Source organism: Cellulomonas sp. PSBB021, from assembly GCF_002240455.1.
In the GTDB taxonomy this organism is placed as follows: Bacteria; Actinomycetota; Actinomycetes; order Actinomycetales; family Cellulomonadaceae; genus Cellulomonas; species Cellulomonas uda.
Window position 1 is genome coordinate 1,186,510 of sequence record NZ_CP021430.1, and the last position, 15,606, is coordinate 1,202,115.

Consider the following 15,606-nt stretch of genomic DNA (forward strand, 5'->3'; position numbering starts at 1 on the left):
GCCCGAGCGCTGCGGCTCAGACCTCGCCCGGCAGCGCGAGCCGCACGACGATCCGCGTCCATGCGCCGACGTACACGCGGTCGCCGTCCGCCAGCTCGTAGCGCTGACCCACCGGGATCGGGGCCTGCGGAAGCGGCTCACCCACGCGCGCCACGTACGTGCCGTTCGAGGACTGCAGGTCCTCGACCCACCAGCGCGTGCCGTCGGTGTTGAGCTGGCAGTGCCGCCGCGACACCCCCGAGTCCGCGCCGCAGTCGATCGTCGGGTGGATGTTGCGCGACACCGACGGACGTCCGACGAGCGCGCTGCGCGTGCGCAGCGGGACGAGCACGGGCAGCCCCGCGGACGGCATCGGGTCCTCGGGCGACTGGAGCGCGTACCAGTCGGGGTCGATCCAGACCTCGGCCACCCACGAGTCGGGGCCGTCCGGTGCCGGAGTCGGCAGCCCGCCGCCCGCGGACGCCGGGCCGGGACCCGGAGAGGCACCGGTCGCGGGGTCGGTCGCGGGCTCCTGCGTCCGAACCTCGGTCGCCTCCACCGCGGGCTGCTCACCCGTCGCGGCCGAAGGCGAGGACGTCGAGGCCACGCCCGCGGGCGGGACCAGGGGCGCGGGGGTCGCGCCCGTCGTGAAGTCGTAGCCGCAGTTCTCGCAGAACAGCGCACCCGCCGCCGCGGGCGACTGGCAGTGCGGGCACGTCGTCGGCCCGGCGGAGGGCGACGGGCCCGCCGCGGCCGGCGTGGACGCACCGCCGGCAGCGATCGGGGCGCCGCACACGTCGCAGTAGTCGGTCGACGTCGACGGGTGCCCCTCGGGGCAACGGACCGTGCTCACCGGCGCACCCGGGTCGTCTTGGTCGACGCCGTGTCGAGCGCCATCTCGTCGAGCCGGTCGGTGTTGCGCTTGAGGCGCACGGTGCCCTGCTCCGGGTCCTCGATCTCGACGACCCGCCGCAGCCGGCTCGTCGCCTCGTCGTTGCCCGTCTCCTGGGCGAGCTGCACCGCACGGCCCAGCTTCACCGTCGCGGTCGCCTCGTCGCCGGCCGCCTTCGCCGCGAGGCCCTCCTGGATCGCGCTCGCGAGCTCCGCCTGGCCCGTGTAGTGCGCGACCTCCGGGCTGATCCGAGCCGTGAGCGAGTCGTCGTCGGACCAGCGCGCCTTCACCAGGCCCGACGAGAGCACCTCGCCGCCCACCGCGATCTGCACGCGCGCCGCGAGCTGCTCCGCGCCCACCGGCTTGGAAGGGACGCGGACCGCCACGTGGTAGTCGCGGGACTCGTCGCCCCACGAGCCCGTCGGGTACGCCCCCGTGAGCGGGTTGACCTCGCGCCGGCGGGCCGTGAGGTCCTCGACCGTCGGCGACACCTGCCGGACGAACAGCACCTGGGCGCCCTGGGGGGCCCACACCCGCAGCTCCGCGTCCGCGATGCCCCGCGCCATCGAGCGCTGCACCAGGTCCCGGAAGTCGGCGGCGATGTCGTCGGGGTCCGCGATGAGGTCCACCGTGCCGAGCAGCGCCGTGGCGATCTCACGCAGCTCGTCGACCTGCCAGTTCGCGCCCACACCGCGCGCGTCGCACTGGAAGTGACCCGTGACCGCGCGCACGACCCCCGACAGCGCCTGCCGCGGCTCCGACTCGTTCTTGCCGTCGGTCAGCAGGATCGCGTGCCGCTGCGGCGCGTGCGGGACCGTCGCGAAGAGCCGGTCGGCGAGCGCGAGCCACGTGCTCATCGCGGTGCCGCCCGACGGCTGCAACGACGCGATCGCCCGCTTCGCCTCGAAGCGCGCGCCCGGCTCCATCTGCACCATGTCCCGCACCGCGTTCGGGTACGGGAACACGCGCTGCGCGACGTGGCTGCCCCCGACGATCGCGAACCACGTGCCGTCCGGGATCTGGTCCACCGCGACCTGCGCCGCGTGCTTCGCGGCGTCCATGTTGCGCCCGCTCATCGAGCCGGACGTGTCGACCATGATGATCTCGGCCACGGCGCCCGACGCGGTGTCCGCGGACCCGGCGCCCTGGCTCGTCAGCGTGACGATCGCGTGCACGTCCGTGCTGCCCTGGGGCAGGAACTCGTTCTGGAAGACCTCGGCAGTGAAGACGGCCACGCTCAATCCTTCGTCGGTGTGCGTTCGGGGTGCCGGCGGCTGGGCCTCGGGCGCTGGCTCGAGGCTAGCCGACCCGGGCCAGCGCGGCCGTGACGTTGTCGCGTCCACCCTGCGCGTTCGCCCAGGCGACGAGCGCGGCCGCGGTCGCGGTGGGGTCCGCACCGGCCGCGGCGGCGTGCTCGCGCACGAGCCGCGCGACGTCCGGCGCCGGGGAGCAGTAGTTCCACAACCCGTCGGAGCACACGAGCACCCAGCCGGGTCCGTCGACCGTCGCCGCGGTGGTGCGCGCCGTGACGTCCTCGGCGTCCGGGCCGAGCCAGCGCGTGATCGCGTGCGCCTGCGGTGACGCCTCCGCCGCCGCGCGCGGGACGCCGCGCGCCATGAGCTCGCCGGCACCCGAGTCGTCGGCCGTCAGCTGCTCGGGCGTCCCGTCGTCGGGGAGCCAGTACGCGCGCGAGTCGCCGAGCCAGCCGACGACGAGCAGCGCGGCGTCGACCACCGCGGCCACGAACGTGCACGAGGGTGCGTGCTCGGGCTCCGCGCCGGGGGCGCTCGCCGCCACCGCGTCGTCCGCCGCGACCGCCGCGCGTCCCAGCAGCGACGACCACGCCGCCTGACGTGCCGCGACCGTCCCCGTCACCCTCGCGGCCCCCTCAGGCCCACCCGCGACGAGCACGCCGAGCGCCGCACCTGCCGCCGCGAGGCTCGCGACGTCGGAGCCGGGCGCCGTGGACACGCCGTCGCACACCACGAGCGCCGCGAAGCCGCCGGACGCCGACAGCGCCATCGCGTCCTCGTTGCGCGCGTGCCGCACGCCCCGGTCGCACACGCCGCCGACCCAGGACGATGGGCTCTGCGCGAAGTGGTCCCGCTCGGAGGCCGCCGGGGTGCCGCACTCCTCGCAGTAGCCGTCCGCCGCGACCCTCCCGCCGCACGCGCGGCACACCGGCGCCCCGCCGGCCGGCGGCACGTCGTCGCCGTCCTCGTCCGCGACCTTCGCGGCGGGCGGTGCCGGGACCGGAGGCAGGCTCGAGGCCTCGCCGTCGGGCCGGTCCCGTTCGGTCCCGGCACCCACGGGCGTCCCGCACGCCTCGCAGAAGCGGTCGTCGGGGTGCAGCGCTCCCCCGCAGCCGGTGCACGTCACGGCGCTCGTGGTCCCGCTCACCACGCCGTCCACCGCCGCACCGCGTTGGCCCGGTCGACGAGGGCGATCCGGGCGTCGCGCGACGGCGCGAGCGCGGCGGACTCGCGGTAGGCGGCCTCGAGCGCGTCGCGCAGCGTCGCGTCGTCCACCGGCACGTCCGCGATCCGCAGGGTCGGCTTCGCGCCGCTGCGCTCGACCTCGGCGAGCGCCGCGGTGAACACCTCGATCCGCAGGTCCACACGCTGCTGCGGCTCGACCGTCACGCGCTCGAGCCCGGCGAGCGCCTCCGCGAGGGCCGCCACGCCGCGGTCCGACGTGGTCAGCAGCTTGGCCCGCTGCACGCGGGCCTCCGCGAACGAGCTGCGGGTCGCGGTCACGAGGTCGAGCGCGGCGAGCGCGCCGTCCAGGTCGCCCGCGGCCCGCCGCACCCGCGCCAGCCCGAACGCGGAGACGGCCGTGTAGTTGGCGTCGGAGCGCGCGCAGATGACGTAGAGCTGCTCGGCGATCTCGGGCTCGTCGGACAGCTCGCACGCCACGGCGAGCGCCAGCTTCGGCGCGAGCTCGCCCGGGACCTGCCCGTACACGGCGTTGAACGACGCCCGGGCCGCGACGGGGTCACCCGCGGCGAGCTGCGCGAGGCCGTCGAGCCAGACCGCGCGCCACTCCCACGGGTCGGCGTCGAGCACCTGCGCGAGCGCCGCACGGACCACCTCCGGCTCGCCGGCCTCGATCCCGGCGCGCGCCCGCGCGAGCCTGACCTCGACGCTCTCCTCGGGGGCCTCGCCGAGCGCCTCGATGCGCTGGTGCGGGTCCGCGACGCTCACACCGGCGAGCCAGGAGGCCGCCGGGTCGGACGCGTCGACCTTGAGCGTCGGCAGCTCGTCCCACCGCAGCGGAGCATGCGGACCGTCGGTCGTCGGCGCGTCGAACAGCACGGACGCCGCCGAGTGCAGCGCCGGGTGGCCCGGTCCCCGGTCGGCCGCGACGACCTCGCGCAGCACGCCCAGCAGCTGCGTGCGCAGCTCGTCGACGGTCGCGAACCGGTCCGACGGGGCCGGGGCGCACGCCTTCGCGACGAGGCGGTAGAACGAGTCGTACGTCGCGAACACGGGCGTGTCGGCGACGGCCGGCAGCGAGGCCGCGTAGGTCGTCGTGTTGCCGCGGAAGTCGATCACCAGCGACACGAGCGTGCGGCCGATCGTGTAGACGTCGGACGCGACCGAAGGGCCGACCTCGCCCACCTCGGGCGCCTGGTAGCCGATCGTGCCGAAGATCGCCGAGTCGAGGTCGTCGACGCGGCGCACACCGCCCATGTCGATCAGCTTGACCGCGTCACCCTGCTGGATCACGTTGTCGGGCTTGAAGTCGCAGTACAGCAGCCCGACGTCGTGCAGGTACGCGAACGCGGGCAGCACCTCGAGCACGAGGGCGATGGCGTGCGCGACCGGCAGCGGGTCGTTCACGCCGGCGTTCGCCTCCCGGCGTGCCGTCAGCATCTCCTTGAGGGACGTGCCCCCCACGTACTCCATGACGGTGTAGCCCGCGCCGTCGTGCATCACGAAGTTGTAGATCTCGACGATCAGGGGGTGCTCGACCTCCGCGAGGAACTGCCGCTCGGCGATCGCGGCCGCGTAGGCGTCCGCGTCCCCCGCGTTCAGCAGGCCCTTGAGCACGACCCACCGTCCGGACACGTTCTGGTCCCGCGCGAGGTAGATCCAGCCGAGCCCACCGTGCGCGAGGCAGCCGACGACCTCGTACTGCCCGCCGACCAGGTCGCCCGGCACCAGGCGCGGGTCGAAGTCGAAGCCCGACCCGCACTGCGGGCAGAACCCCTTGGTCCGCCCCGGCACGCCGTCACGCTCCCGGCCGACGGGCGCGCCGCAGGACGGGCAGAACCTCTTGCGCTCGGGGACCTGCGGGTCGGCCATGACGACCTGCAGCGGGTCGCGCACCGGGGCCGAGGGGACGGTCGTCAGGCCCGCACCCAGCCGCGCGCCGCGCAGCCGGGTGGACCCCGTGCCGAGGCGCCGGGTGGCGCGCGAGCCGGTCGCGGCGGTGCGCGCCGAGCCCAGCGCCGCGGTCGCGAGCCGGCTCGAGCTGGTCCGGCCGGTGCGCGTGGACCGCTCGGCGTCGGGGTCCTCGCCCGCCGCCGCGCCTCCGCGGGGCGACGTGGCGGTCCCCGCGATGCCCGTGCCGAGCAGCGACGTCGCGGACGCACCCGCGGCGACCGGCGCCGCCGTCACCCCCGTCCCGGCGGGAGCCGTCGGCGCCTGCGGAGACCCGCAGACGTCGCAGTAGCCGTCCTCGTACGTCCCGGTGCAGCCCGGTTCGGTGCAGGCGGTCATCGCGCGGCTCCCTTCGGCCCGTGCACGGGCAGGTCGCGGGTGAGGAACTCGAACTGCTCGACGAGGAAGCGGGCGAGCACCACGTCGCACGGCGTGCGCTCGACGGCGTCGCGCGCCTCGTCGTACCCGGAGCGGACCGTGGGCGACGCGCTGCGGCCGTTCGCGTCCGCCACCGCCCGCAGGCGCTCGAGCTGGTAGCGCAGCTCGGCGCGCTCGCGCAGCGGGCGCCCGTACGCCTCGGCGACCGCGTCGAACGCGCGCTGCACCGTCCGCAGCCGCTCGACGAACGCGTCCACCTCGGCGCGGGTCGGCGGCACGTCGCCGAGCCGCGAGACGTCGGGCACGGCGAGCAGCGGCGGGTCGACGACCTCGCGCCGGCACCGGTCGGCGAGCGCGTGCAGCGTGGGCTCACGGTCCTCGAGCGCGTCGCGCAGCGCGGCCGCGTCGGTGCGCTGGCGGGCGAGCGTCCGCCGCTGCGAGACGTCGACGATCAGGTCGCGCTCCGCGCGTGCGACCGCGGTCTCCAGCTCCGCGAGCGGACCCGCGACGTCGGCGCCGCGCGCCGCCTGGGCCGTGATGCCCTGCTCCCGCGCGCGCAGGTCACGCACGAGGCGCAGCGCGTCCTCGTCGGACGCCAGGTCCTCGCACCGCACCACCGCGGCGCGCACCGCGCGCAGGCGCGCCGCCTCGTCCGCCGCGCCGGGGTCGAACGCGAGGCGGTCACGCAGCTGGTCGATCATCGCGTCGCACAGCGTCACCGCCTCGACGAGCGAGACGAGCGCGGACGAGCCGCCCGCGTCCAGCCGCCCCCACACGAGCTGGGACATCTGCTCACGCGCGAGCACGTCGGCCCGACCGGAGTCCCAGACCTCGACGAGCCGGTCCAGCCGTCCGCGGATCGCCTGCCACATGGTCATGGCGAGCACGACGTCTCCGGTGAACGCGTCGGGTGTGTCCGTCTGCCGCGACACCGCGTCCAGCCGGTCGAGCTCGGCGCGACGGTCCGCGGCCCACCGCTCGAGCGCCGCGAGGTACGTCAGCAGCTCCGCGGCCGGGATCGCCTCACCGAGGCGGCCCGGGGCGACCGGCGGGTCCACCGTCCCGGCGGGTGTCACGACGAGCCCGCCGAACGCCCGTACACCGACCCGGGCGGCGCGGGCGCGTCCCCGAGCGCACCCAGCCAGCGCTCGTACGACTGCGCCCAGCGGCCGTCGGCCTTGACCTCGTCGAGCACCGCGTTGACGTACCGGACCAGGTCGACCTGGTCCGCGGCGACACCGATGCCGTACGGCTCGTCGCTGATGGCCTCGCCCACGACCTTCGCGTACGGGTCCTGCGCGGCGAAGCCGGCCAGGATCGTGTCGTCGCCCGTGATCGCGTCGACCTTGCCCTGCTGGAACAGGACCAGGCACTGCGTGTGTGTCTGCGCGCCGACGGCCTCGACCTCGGGGAAGTCCGCGAGCCGCTCGATCGTCGTGGTCCCCTCGGGTGCGCACACGCGCGCCCCGTCGAGGTCCGCGATCCCGCGCGCCGTCGAGTCGAGCGGGACCAGCACCTTCTGCCCCGAGTGGAAGTACTCCGCGCTGAACGCGATCTCGTCCCAGCGCTCGCACGTGATCGAGAACGCGCGCGCCACCAGGTCGACCTCGTGGTTCTTGAGCACGTCGAGGCGCTGACCCGAGGTGATGACACGGAACTGCAGGTGGTCGGGCGACCCGAAGATCGCGGTCGAGACCGCCTTGAGCATGTCGATGTCGAAGCCCTCGATCTCACCCGTGATGGGATTGCGGCTGCCCATGAGCAGCGTGTCCGCCGAGACGCCGACGACCAGCGAGCCGCGCTCCTTGATCGCCTGCACGTGCTTCTTTCCCGAGATCTTCGCGCCGTCCGCGCCGGGGTCGTAGGACGCCGTCAGGTCCTCGCACGTCACCGCGGCGGCCCGCGGCCCCGGCGCGGCCGACGCCACCGCCTCGACCGTGGGGTCACCGGCGGCCGTCTCCGGCGTGGCGGTGCAGCCCGCGAGCACCAGTGCGCCCGCCGCGAGCAGCGCGAGCCTGCGCGCGGCGCGGCGAGCCGTCGTCCGGGGTGCGCGCGTCGTCGTCATCAGCGGTACTCCTTCAGTCGCGGGGCGAAGCCCCACACCGCGGCCCCGGCGGCCAGCAGACCCGCGACGAGCGCGAGCCAGGCGGTGCGCTCCGAGGCCGAGGCGGCGTGCTCGAGGTCCGACTGGGCCTGGGCGCTCGAGTCCGCCGTGGCGGTCTGCGCCTCCCGGGCGAACGCGTCGAACTGCGCGTTCGGGCTGCCCGGCTCCGACGACGTGGCGAGCGCGACCGCGCCGTCCCAGTCCCCACCGTCGTCGAGCCCGCGGATCTCGTCGTGCGTGGCCGCCCAGGCGTCGAACGTCGTCTGGACCTGGCCACCGACGCCCTGGAGCAGCTCCGAGGCCGCGTCCACGCTCGCCTGGTACGACTCCTCGTACGCCTGACCCGAACCCCGCTTGATCAGCGTGAACGACTCCGCCGCCTTCGCGTCGTTCGCGAGCGAGTACGCGCGCGCGACCGCGACCGTCTGCCCGTACGCACCGTCCTGCACGTCGCTCGCGGTGCGCGACCCGCCGTCCAGGTTCGACCCGAGCAGGAAGCCCGCGACCAGCAGCACCACGGTCGACAGGACGAGCCCGAGGTTCAGCCGACGATGCGTGCGTGACGCGAGCCAGACCTGCACGACGACCAGCGCGACCAGCGCGACCAGCACGACGAGCAGCACGAGCGTCGCGCGGCCGGCGACCTGGAACGCGTCGGTGACGCTCGAGGCGTTCGCGGACACGACCTCGTCCAGGCCCGGCAACGCCTCGGCGCGCAGCTCCTGCGAGGCCGTCTCGAGGTACGCCGCGCCCACCGGGAACCCCTGCCGGTTGTTCGCGCGGGCCTGCTCGACGAGCCCGCTGTACGTCGCGACGGACGTGCTGACGCCCGGCAGGCGCCCGGCGTCGCTCTGATCGGCGCCCGCGACGGCCGTGAGCCCGCTCGCCGCCGACGCCAGGGACACGTCGTACCGCTCGCGCTGCGCCACCGGCTCGCGGCCGCCGACCAGGAACGCGTTCGTCGCGGTCGCGTCCGCGGCGACCAGGTCGTTGCGGACGTCGAGCGTGCGCACCTGCTGCGCGGTGTCGTCCGCCGCCGAGCGCAGCGCGTCGGCCTGCACGAGGCCGACGAGCAGCCCGCCGACCGCGACGAGGGCACACGCGACGACCGCGACCGCGGCGGCGAGGCGCAGTCGCGCCGGGGTGCGACGCAGGCGCCCCGTCCGCGCGGACCCCGCCGCGGGAGTCGCGAGAACGGGACGGGCGGGCGGCGCTGGGGCCGGGGCGGGCGTCGGGGTCACGCGGGCTCCTCTTCGTCGTCGGTCCCTGCGGTGGGCGCGTCGTGCAGGGCCGGGCGCGGCTCCTGCGTCGTGACGGCGCTCTCGGGCGTCATGCTCTCGGGCGTCCTGCTCTCGGGCGTCGTGCTCTCGGCTCCGGTCGTCTCGGCCGAGTCCTCGTCGGGCCCGTCGTCGGGCCGCTCGACCAGGTCCTCGGGCAGCAACGTGCGCAGCTCGTCGACCGACGGCGCCGCCACGTCCCGCAACCGCCACGCGTGGCGCAGCACGGCCTTGTCGAGCATGTTGCGCGCCCACCGCCCGTTGCCGAACCCCTCGCCGCGCAGCTGGGCCGCCGCGACGCCGCGGAACCGCTCGAGCGTCGCGGGCGCGGGCGCGAAGTCGGACCGGGTCGCCGCGAGCTCGAAGATGCGGGTGAGCTCGTCGTCGGAGTAGTCGTCGAACGTGATCGTCGTGGAGAACCGGCTCTCGAGCCCGGGGTTCGTCGCGAGGAAGCGCCCCATCGGGCCCGGGTACCCCGCGACGATCACCACGAGGTCGTCGCGGTGGTCCTCCATGTCCTTGACGAGCGTGTTGACGGCCTCCTCGCCGTACTGGTCGCCCGTGAGGGAGTACGCCTCGTCGACGAACAGCACTCCCCCGACCGCGTCGGCCACGACCTGCGAGGTCTTGTGCGCCGTCTGGCCGAGGTAGCCGCCGACGAGCTCGGATCGGTCCACCTCGACGAGGTGCCCCTTGGAGAGGAGCCCGAGCGCCCGGTAGATGCCCGCGACGAGGCGCGCGACCGTCGTCTTGCCGGTTCCCGGGTTCCCGACGAACACGAGGTGCCGCGTGATCGTCGGCGCGGTCAGCCCGGCGTCGGTGCGCAGCTTCTCGACGCGCAGCAGCTGCGCCTGCTCACGGATCTCGCGCTTGACGCGCCGCAGGCCGATGAGCGCGTCGAGGTCCGCGAGCAGCTCCTCGAGCGTGCGCGGGTCCGGCTCCGGCTCGGGGGCGGCCGCCGTGCCGAGGGTCGCGGTCGCCGCGGACCCGCTGCCGCCGGTCGGCGCTCGGTCCACGACCGCGGACGCACCGCCGGGCGACGCGAACCGGTCCGGTGCGGCCGACGCAGTGGGAGCGGCCGACGGGATGGACGTGGGCGGCGTGGGTGCGTCCGGGACGGCGGTCCGGGCCGCGGCCAGGTGCACGGCGGCGGTGGTGGACGCGCGCGCGATGACGTCGAGCGGGGCGTCCCCGAGGTCGCACGCGGCGGACGTCACGCCGGCCAGCGCCCGTGCGTACCCGGCCGCGTGCGGCGAGCCGTCCCCGACGAGCCGCTCGAGCAGGTCGGTGGGCGACGACCGCCACCGCCGCGCGCTCGACGCCGCGGTGAAGAAGGCCGTCAGGCCGTCCTGCCCGACGGCCGACGCCCACGTCTCGGGGGCCCCGGGGACCGCCTCGGCCACCGCCGCGGCGAGCCGCGCACCCTCGTCGCGCACCTCCGCGACCGCGAGCCCGGCGGTCACGCCCGCCGCGACCAGGTCGTCGAGGGCGGTGCGCAGCGCCTCCGCGCTCATGACGCCACCGCCGGTCCACCGGGCGGCACCTCGAGCGACGAGGTGCCGAACTTCTCGGCGAGGAACTGCCCGTGCGCGACGAGCGCGCGCGCGTCCTGACGCGAGACCGCGTCGGAGATCTGCGACAGCGTCGTCCCGAGCAGGTCGAGCTGGTCGCACAGGAGCATGAGCGACGTCTTGCCCTGCGCGACCACCCGCCGGTCGGCGAAGTCGCGCGGGAGCCGCAGGTAGGCCCCGACCGCCTCGGGCAGGTAGCTCGTCGCGGTCGCGACGACCGTGTGCGCCTGGCGGCTCCCGATGCCGAGCCGGTCGAGCCGGGGCGCCATGTCCTCCACGACGCGCGCGATCCGGTGCACGCGCGCGGTCACCGCGGCGGGCACGCGGCCCTCGACGTCCCGCTCGACCGCGTGCACCGCCTCGACGATCTGCGTGGACGTCGGCGCCGCGGGCACGGGTGCGGGCTCGGGGCCGTCGCCGGCACGCCCGCGCACCCGGCCGACGAGGTCACCCCACCACCCCATCGACGCCTCAGGCCAGGTCGAGCGAGCCGCCGGCAGCACCCGTCCGGTCGGACTGCTGCACGCGGTCGAGGTACGACCGCGCCTTGGTGGTCTCGGTCTCGAGCACGCCGATGGTGGCGGCCATCGAGTCGAGCGCCTTGACCTTGAAGCCGTCGATCGCGTCCATGGTCGCGTAGATGTCGTTGAACGACTGCTGCAGCTGCGGCAGCCCCAGCGTCGAGCTCGCGGCCTGCTCCTGGATCGCGACCGACTGCTCGCGCAGGAGCTTCGAGGTGGACGCGATCATCCCGGTCGTCGTCGCGTTGAGCGCGCCGATCTGGTCGAGCACGAGCTTCTGGTTGTTGAGCGCCTGCGCGACGAGGACGGCGGTGCGCAGGGCCGCCACCGTCGTCGTCGTCGCCCGGTCCACGCCCTTGATGAGCTCGCCGTTGTTCTTGAGGATGATGTCGGTCGCCAGGTAGCCCTGGATCGACACCGCGAGCTGCGTGAGCAGGTCCTGGTGCTTCTGGCGGACGTAGAACAGCACGTCCTCGCGCAGGGACTTCGCCCGCTGCGGGTCGGTGCGCTCGACCTCGACGACCATCGCGGACAGCTGCGCGTCGAGCTTCTCCGCGACGTAGACGTACTGGTTGAGCCGCGCCATGGTGGCCCACAGGTGCTGCTTCTCGAGGTTGAGCGCGGCGTTGTCCTTGCGGAGCTCGTCCTGGCCGTTGTAGAGCGCGTTGACGATCGCGTCGATCTGCTTCTGCGCGCTCTCGTAGCGCCGGAAGTAGTCGGTGATGCTGTCGCCGAACGGCAGGAAGCCGAGGATCTTCTTGCCCAGGCTGGCCTCGGACGGGTCGAGCTCCTCGACCGTGCGTCGCAGGTCGAGCAGCGACCTGCTCACCTGGGAGGTCCCGGACACGCCCCCGTCGCGCAGCTCCTTGACGGGCATCTGCAGCAGGCGGTTCGAGGTCTCGGCGGCCGCGCGGATGTCCGCGTCGCCCATGGTCCGCACGTCCTCGGCCTTGGCGGCGAACTCGGGCGAGCCCGCCTGCGCGGCCGCGAGGCCGGCCAGGTACGACTCGACCTTGGAGTCCAGGCCGGGCAGCGCCGCCTCGTCGACCCGGGGCGCCATGGCCGGCGCCTGCGTCTGGGCGACGGGCGCGAGCGGGGCAGGCGCCTCGAGCTCGAGGGGCGGCGTCAGGGGTGCGGGAGCACCGGCTGCGGGTTCCGTCATGGGTCCACCTCCGCGTGGGGGCAAGCGATCAGGGCGTGCGCGGGCCGTGCGCCCGGGGGCTGCGGCCTGCGTCGTCGTCCGGCAGCACGCTATGCCATGCCGGGGACGTTGTGGGCGGCCTGTCCGGACTTGACCCGGGGTCCGCCGCGGGGAGCCGACCTGTCAGGGACGGCTCCCTCAGGGGCGGCGCCGTCAGGGACGGGGGCGTCCGGCTCGCCGTCGTCGCGCCCCGAGGCGGCAGGCACCGTCTCCGCCGCGCCTGCGAGTGCCAGGTCGTCGGTGGCGGAGGTCGCCGGCCGCACGGCCGGTGCGGCGCCGACGAGCTCGTCGAGCTCGGCGTCGACCTGCGCGCGTGGCGCCCACAGCCCGTAGCGGTGACCGGCGAACCACCAGCACCCGAGGACGATCGCCGCGCCCGCGACCGCGTCGAGGATCCAGTGGTTGCCGGTGAGCATGACGACGAGCGTCGTCGTGACCGCGTAGCCCCAGACCGCGATCTTCGCCCACAGCGGCCGCACGAGGACGCACAGCACGGCGCTCACCCAGACCGCCCAGCCGACGTGCATGGAGGGCATCGCCGCCACCTGGTTGGTCACGGAGCTCGCGCCGCTCGCGGCCTGCTCGGCGGCCGAGGGCCACCATCCCCACCGGGAGGTCTCGGACACCGTGTCGACGTACTCGCCGAGCAGGCGGGGCGGGGCCGTGGGGAAGAAGAAGTAGCCGAACAGCGCGAGGAACGTCGCCCCCATGAGGGCGGTGCGCGCGGGACGGTAGAGCAAGGGACGGCGCAGGAAGAGCACGACGAGCACGGTGGGCGTCACGAGGTAGTGCATCGACTGGTACCAGTACGACGTCGCGATCTCGAACCACTGGTGCTGCGAGGTCCACGTGTTGAGCGCGAGCTCGACGTCGATGTGGAGCCGGCGCTCGACGTCCAGGATCCCTCGGGCGTGCCCCTTGGCGACGTCCCACGACCCGCTGGCGGCCAGGCGCGTGGCCGAGTACGCGACGTAGAGGCCGACGACGAGCACGACCTCGCGGATGACGTCCCGGCGGGTACGCCGACCGCGCGCCGACTCCTCCGCCGCGCCTGTCGCCTCGTCGCCCACGTCACGCCCCCTCATGTCATGCCCACTCGCGCCATGCCCACTCACGCCACTCACCGCACGGACCACCCGAGCCACCCTAGACCCCCGCGGGAGCGCGTCCACCCCCTTCACGGCGCCCGCGCGGGTGATGTCGGACCCGGCCGGACCAGGGCCGATGCCGTGTCGCGGGGCCGAGCGGAGGCGGTCCGACATTCGGCGCAGATATCTCTTGACCGGTACAGATCGAGGGCGTAGCGTCGACGCCATCACTTGACCGGTACAGAAGGGGAACGACCGTGTACCTGAGCCAGCCGCCTCTCGCCCTGCTCCACTCGCGCCGCGCGACCCTGACGCAGTCGCGCAGCGCCCTCCCGGACGCCCCCGTGGTGCCCGACGCACCGACTACCGGCCCCGTCGCGCACCGGCGCTCCGCCGACTCCGGCGGGCACGGCGGCGTGCTCGCCGTCCGCCGTCGCGGCGCCCGGTCGCTGCACCGGCTCGCGGACGCGATCGCACCGGCGGACCGCTCCGCGCTCGTCCGTTGACCCGCGCCGGCGTCGCCTACCCTGACGTCCGGGACCTCGCGCGGGACGCGGGGTCGGGACGACAGGAGACGAGCGTGGGGCGGGTCACGCTGCAGACGATCGCCGACAAGGTCGGGGTGAGCCGCATGACGGTCTCGAACGCGTTCTCCCGGCCCGACCAGCTCTCCGCCGAGCTACGGGCCAAGGTGTTGGCGGCGGCGGACGAGCTCGGGTACGTGGGCCCGGACCCCGCAGCGCGGATCCTCGCCCGGGGCTCGTCGGGCACCGTGGGGGTGCTGTTCACGCAGTCGCCCGCGAACGCGTTCCGCGACCCCATCGCCGCCGAGTTCTTCGCCTCGGTCGCCGAGGAGCTCGCACCCACCGGCCTCGCGCTCGCGCTCCTGCCCGCCAAGAGCGCAGCGATCCGGGACGCGGCACGCGACGTCCCCATGGACGCCGCTCTCGTGTACGCGTGCGTCACGGACACCACGGCGTTCGACTGGCTCGAGCGCCGGTCCTTGCCCCTGGTCTTCGTCGACCAGGCACCGACGGTCGAGCGCGCCTCGAGCGTCCTGCTCGACGACCGCCCGGGGGCGCGCGCCGCCGCGCAGCACGTGCTCGACCTGGGCCACCGGCGGGTCGCGCTCCTGACGACCGCGTGGGGCGAGCAGCCCGGGGTCGCACCCGACCCCGCCACCGCCGGCGTCGGGCTCGTCTCGCGCGAGCGCGTCGAAGGCTGGATGAGCGCCCTGGGCCCGGCAGGTGCCGACGTGGTGGCGGTGCACATGGAGGACAACCTGGAGGCGGACGCGCTCGAGGCTGCCCGCACCGCACTCACGCTCCCCGACCGCCCGACCGCGGTGCTCTGCTTCTCCGACCTGGTGGCGTGGGCGGTGGTGCGCGTAGCAGGCGAGCTCGGTCTGGACGTCCCCGGCGACGTGTCGGTCGTCGGCTACGACGACAGCGCCCTGAGCCGCACGGTCGTCCCGCCGCTGACCACGGTCCGCCAGGACCTGGCGGCCAAGGGCCGCGCGGCCGCGCGTGCGATCGAGCACGCCATCGCCGCGGCCGCACCCGGTGCCGCACCGAGCACGCCCGAGCACGTCGTCGTCCCGACGGAGCTCGTCGTGCGCGCCTCGACGGGCCCCGCGCCCGCCTGACGAGCCCGGGCCGGGCCCCGCGTCGCGCGGTTCTCAGGCGTCGCCGTCGACCGCCGTGGGAGCGGTGGTGAGCGGCGCGATCGGCTCGTCGTCGTCGAGGACGGCCGTCATCTCGCGCAGGAAGGCCACCACTGCCGGGCGCGCGTCGCGCGGGACGTCGTCGGCGACTCCGGCCATGCGCGCATGCATCCCGGCGAGCCTCTCGTGCACCTCGTCGTGCGCGTGCGGCGTCGCGCGGACGACGACCCCGCGCCGGTCGGTCGGGTGCGCCTCGCGCACCAGGTGACCCGAGCGCGTGAGCCGGTCGACCAGCTTGGTGGTCGACGCGGTCGAGATCTGGAGGACGTCCGCGAGGTGGTGGGGGCTCGTCGAGCGACCGTCGAGCTCACGCGCGATGACGACCTGGAGCGCGCGCAGGTCCGTCTCGTTCATGGCCATGTCGGCGGCCGTGCGGCGGCGCATGGCCGCGTCGGCCCGGCGGAACGCGCGCAACGCCTCGAGCATCTCGGCGGGCGAGGGGTCCTCGCCGTACCAGTAGTGCTCTGGAGTTGCGGTCTCGGACATG

At 75.1% G+C, this 15,606-nt stretch carries 14 protein-coding genes; 2 read left to right on the forward strand and 12 right to left on the reverse strand.

The window, feature by feature from the left end:
• Positions 1–16 precede the first annotated feature (16 nt).
• The 11 genes from CBP52_RS05370 to CBP52_RS05420 form a co-directional block, all read right to left on the reverse strand.
• Positions 17–832 (reverse strand): FHA domain-containing protein, encoded by an 816-nt coding sequence (locus CBP52_RS05370; RefSeq protein WP_094180123.1) that lies wholly within the window; start codon positions 830–832, stop codon positions 17–19.
• Entirely contained in the window at positions 829–2,106 is a 1,278-nt protein-coding gene (locus tag CBP52_RS05375) for a VWA domain-containing protein (RefSeq protein ID WP_094180124.1), read from the reverse strand. Before CBP52_RS05375 ends, CBP52_RS05370 begins: the two co-directional genes overlap by 4 nt.
• Before the next feature lie 64 nt (positions 2,107–2,170).
• Positions 2,171–3,271: a PP2C family serine/threonine-protein phosphatase gene (locus CBP52_RS05380; RefSeq protein ID WP_232514665.1), complete on the reverse strand. Its 1,101-nt coding sequence runs from the start codon at positions 3,269–3,271 to the stop codon at positions 2,171–2,173.
• Positions 3,268–5,595, reverse strand: coding sequence for a serine/threonine-protein kinase (locus CBP52_RS05385; RefSeq protein ID WP_094180126.1), 2,328 nt, complete (start codon positions 5,593–5,595; stop codon positions 3,268–3,270). Before CBP52_RS05385 ends, CBP52_RS05380 begins: the two co-directional genes overlap by 4 nt.
• Entirely contained in the window at positions 5,592–6,710 is a 1,119-nt protein-coding gene (locus CBP52_RS05390; RefSeq protein WP_232514666.1) for a hypothetical protein, read from the reverse strand. The genes CBP52_RS05385 and CBP52_RS05390 overlap by 4 nt, the downstream gene beginning before the upstream one ends.
• Positions 6,707–7,699, reverse strand: a complete 993-nt coding sequence (locus CBP52_RS05395; protein ID WP_094180128.1) for a glutamate ABC transporter substrate-binding protein — start codon at positions 7,697–7,699, stop codon at positions 6,707–6,709. Before CBP52_RS05395 ends, CBP52_RS05390 begins: the two co-directional genes overlap by 4 nt.
• A complete protein-coding gene (locus CBP52_RS05400) occupies positions 7,699–8,979 on the reverse strand; it encodes a hypothetical protein (RefSeq protein WP_094180129.1) in 1,281 nt (426 codons plus the stop codon). Before CBP52_RS05400 ends, CBP52_RS05395 begins: the two co-directional genes overlap by 1 nt.
• On the reverse strand, positions 8,976–10,529 hold the full coding sequence (locus tag CBP52_RS05405) for an AAA family ATPase (protein ID WP_094180130.1): 1,554 nt from the start codon (positions 10,527–10,529) through the stop codon (positions 8,976–8,978). Before CBP52_RS05405 ends, CBP52_RS05400 begins: the two co-directional genes overlap by 4 nt.
• The gene (locus CBP52_RS05410) at positions 10,526–11,050 is read right to left on the reverse strand and encodes a hypothetical protein (protein ID WP_094182187.1); all 525 of its coding nucleotides are present in this window, start codon (positions 11,048–11,050) and stop codon (positions 10,526–10,528) included. The genes CBP52_RS05405 and CBP52_RS05410 overlap by 4 nt, the downstream gene beginning before the upstream one ends.
• A 7-nt stretch (positions 11,051–11,057) precedes the next feature.
• Positions 11,058–12,269, reverse strand: coding sequence for a toxic anion resistance protein (locus CBP52_RS05415; protein ID WP_094180131.1), 1,212 nt, complete (start codon positions 12,267–12,269; stop codon positions 11,058–11,060).
• An 89-nt stretch (positions 12,270–12,358) separates the two neighbouring features.
• Positions 12,359–13,378: a phosphatase PAP2 family protein gene (locus CBP52_RS05420; protein WP_157732496.1), complete on the reverse strand. Its 1,020-nt coding sequence runs from the start codon at positions 13,376–13,378 to the stop codon at positions 12,359–12,361.
• A 275-nt stretch (positions 13,379–13,653) separates the two neighbouring features.
• On the opposite strand from CBP52_RS05420, the gene CBP52_RS05425 reads away from it, so the two are divergent.
• Together CBP52_RS05425 and CBP52_RS05430 are read left to right on the forward strand one after the other, a co-directional pair.
• The gene (locus CBP52_RS05425; RefSeq protein ID WP_094180133.1) at positions 13,654–13,902 is read left to right on the forward strand and encodes a hypothetical protein; all 249 of its coding nucleotides are present in this window, start codon (positions 13,654–13,656) and stop codon (positions 13,900–13,902) included.
• Positions 13,903–13,976: 74 nt separating this feature from the next.
• A complete protein-coding gene (locus CBP52_RS05430) occupies positions 13,977–15,041 on the forward strand; it encodes a LacI family DNA-binding transcriptional regulator (protein WP_094180134.1) in 1,065 nt (354 codons plus the stop codon).
• A gap of 33 nt (positions 15,042–15,074) precedes the next feature.
• Here the strand turns inward: CBP52_RS05430 and CBP52_RS05435 are convergent, their stop codons facing one another.
• Positions 15,075–15,605 carry a MarR family winged helix-turn-helix transcriptional regulator gene (locus CBP52_RS05435; protein WP_232514667.1) on the reverse strand — a complete coding sequence of 177 codons (531 nt, stop codon included), beginning with the start codon at positions 15,603–15,605 and terminating at the stop codon, positions 15,075–15,077.
• Position 15,606 lies beyond the last annotated feature (1 nt).

Bases quoted from the DNA above. Each gene is read 5' to 3' on its own strand.
- CBP52_RS05395 (WP_094180128.1), bottom strand. From the start codon at position 7,699: ATGACGACGACGCGCGCACCCCGGACGACGGCTCGCCGCGCCGCGCGC.
- CBP52_RS05385 (WP_094180126.1), bottom strand. From the start codon at position 5,595: ATGACCGCCTGCACCGAACCGGGCTGCACCGGGACGTACGAGGACGGC.
- CBP52_RS05435 (WP_232514667.1), bottom strand. From the start codon at position 15,605: ATGTCCGAGACCGCAACTCCAGAGCACTACTGGTACGGCGAGGACCCC.
- CBP52_RS05415 (WP_094180131.1), bottom strand. From the start codon at position 12,269: ATGACGGAACCCGCAGCCGGTGCTCCCGCACCCCTGACGCCGCCCCTC.
- CBP52_RS05410 (WP_094182187.1), bottom strand. From the start codon at position 11,050: ATGGGGTGGTGGGGTGACCTCGTCGGCCGGGTGCGCGGGCGTGCCGGC.
- CBP52_RS05405 (WP_094180130.1), bottom strand. From the start codon at position 10,529: ATGAGCGCGGAGGCGCTGCGCACCGCCCTCGACGACCTGGTCGCGGCG.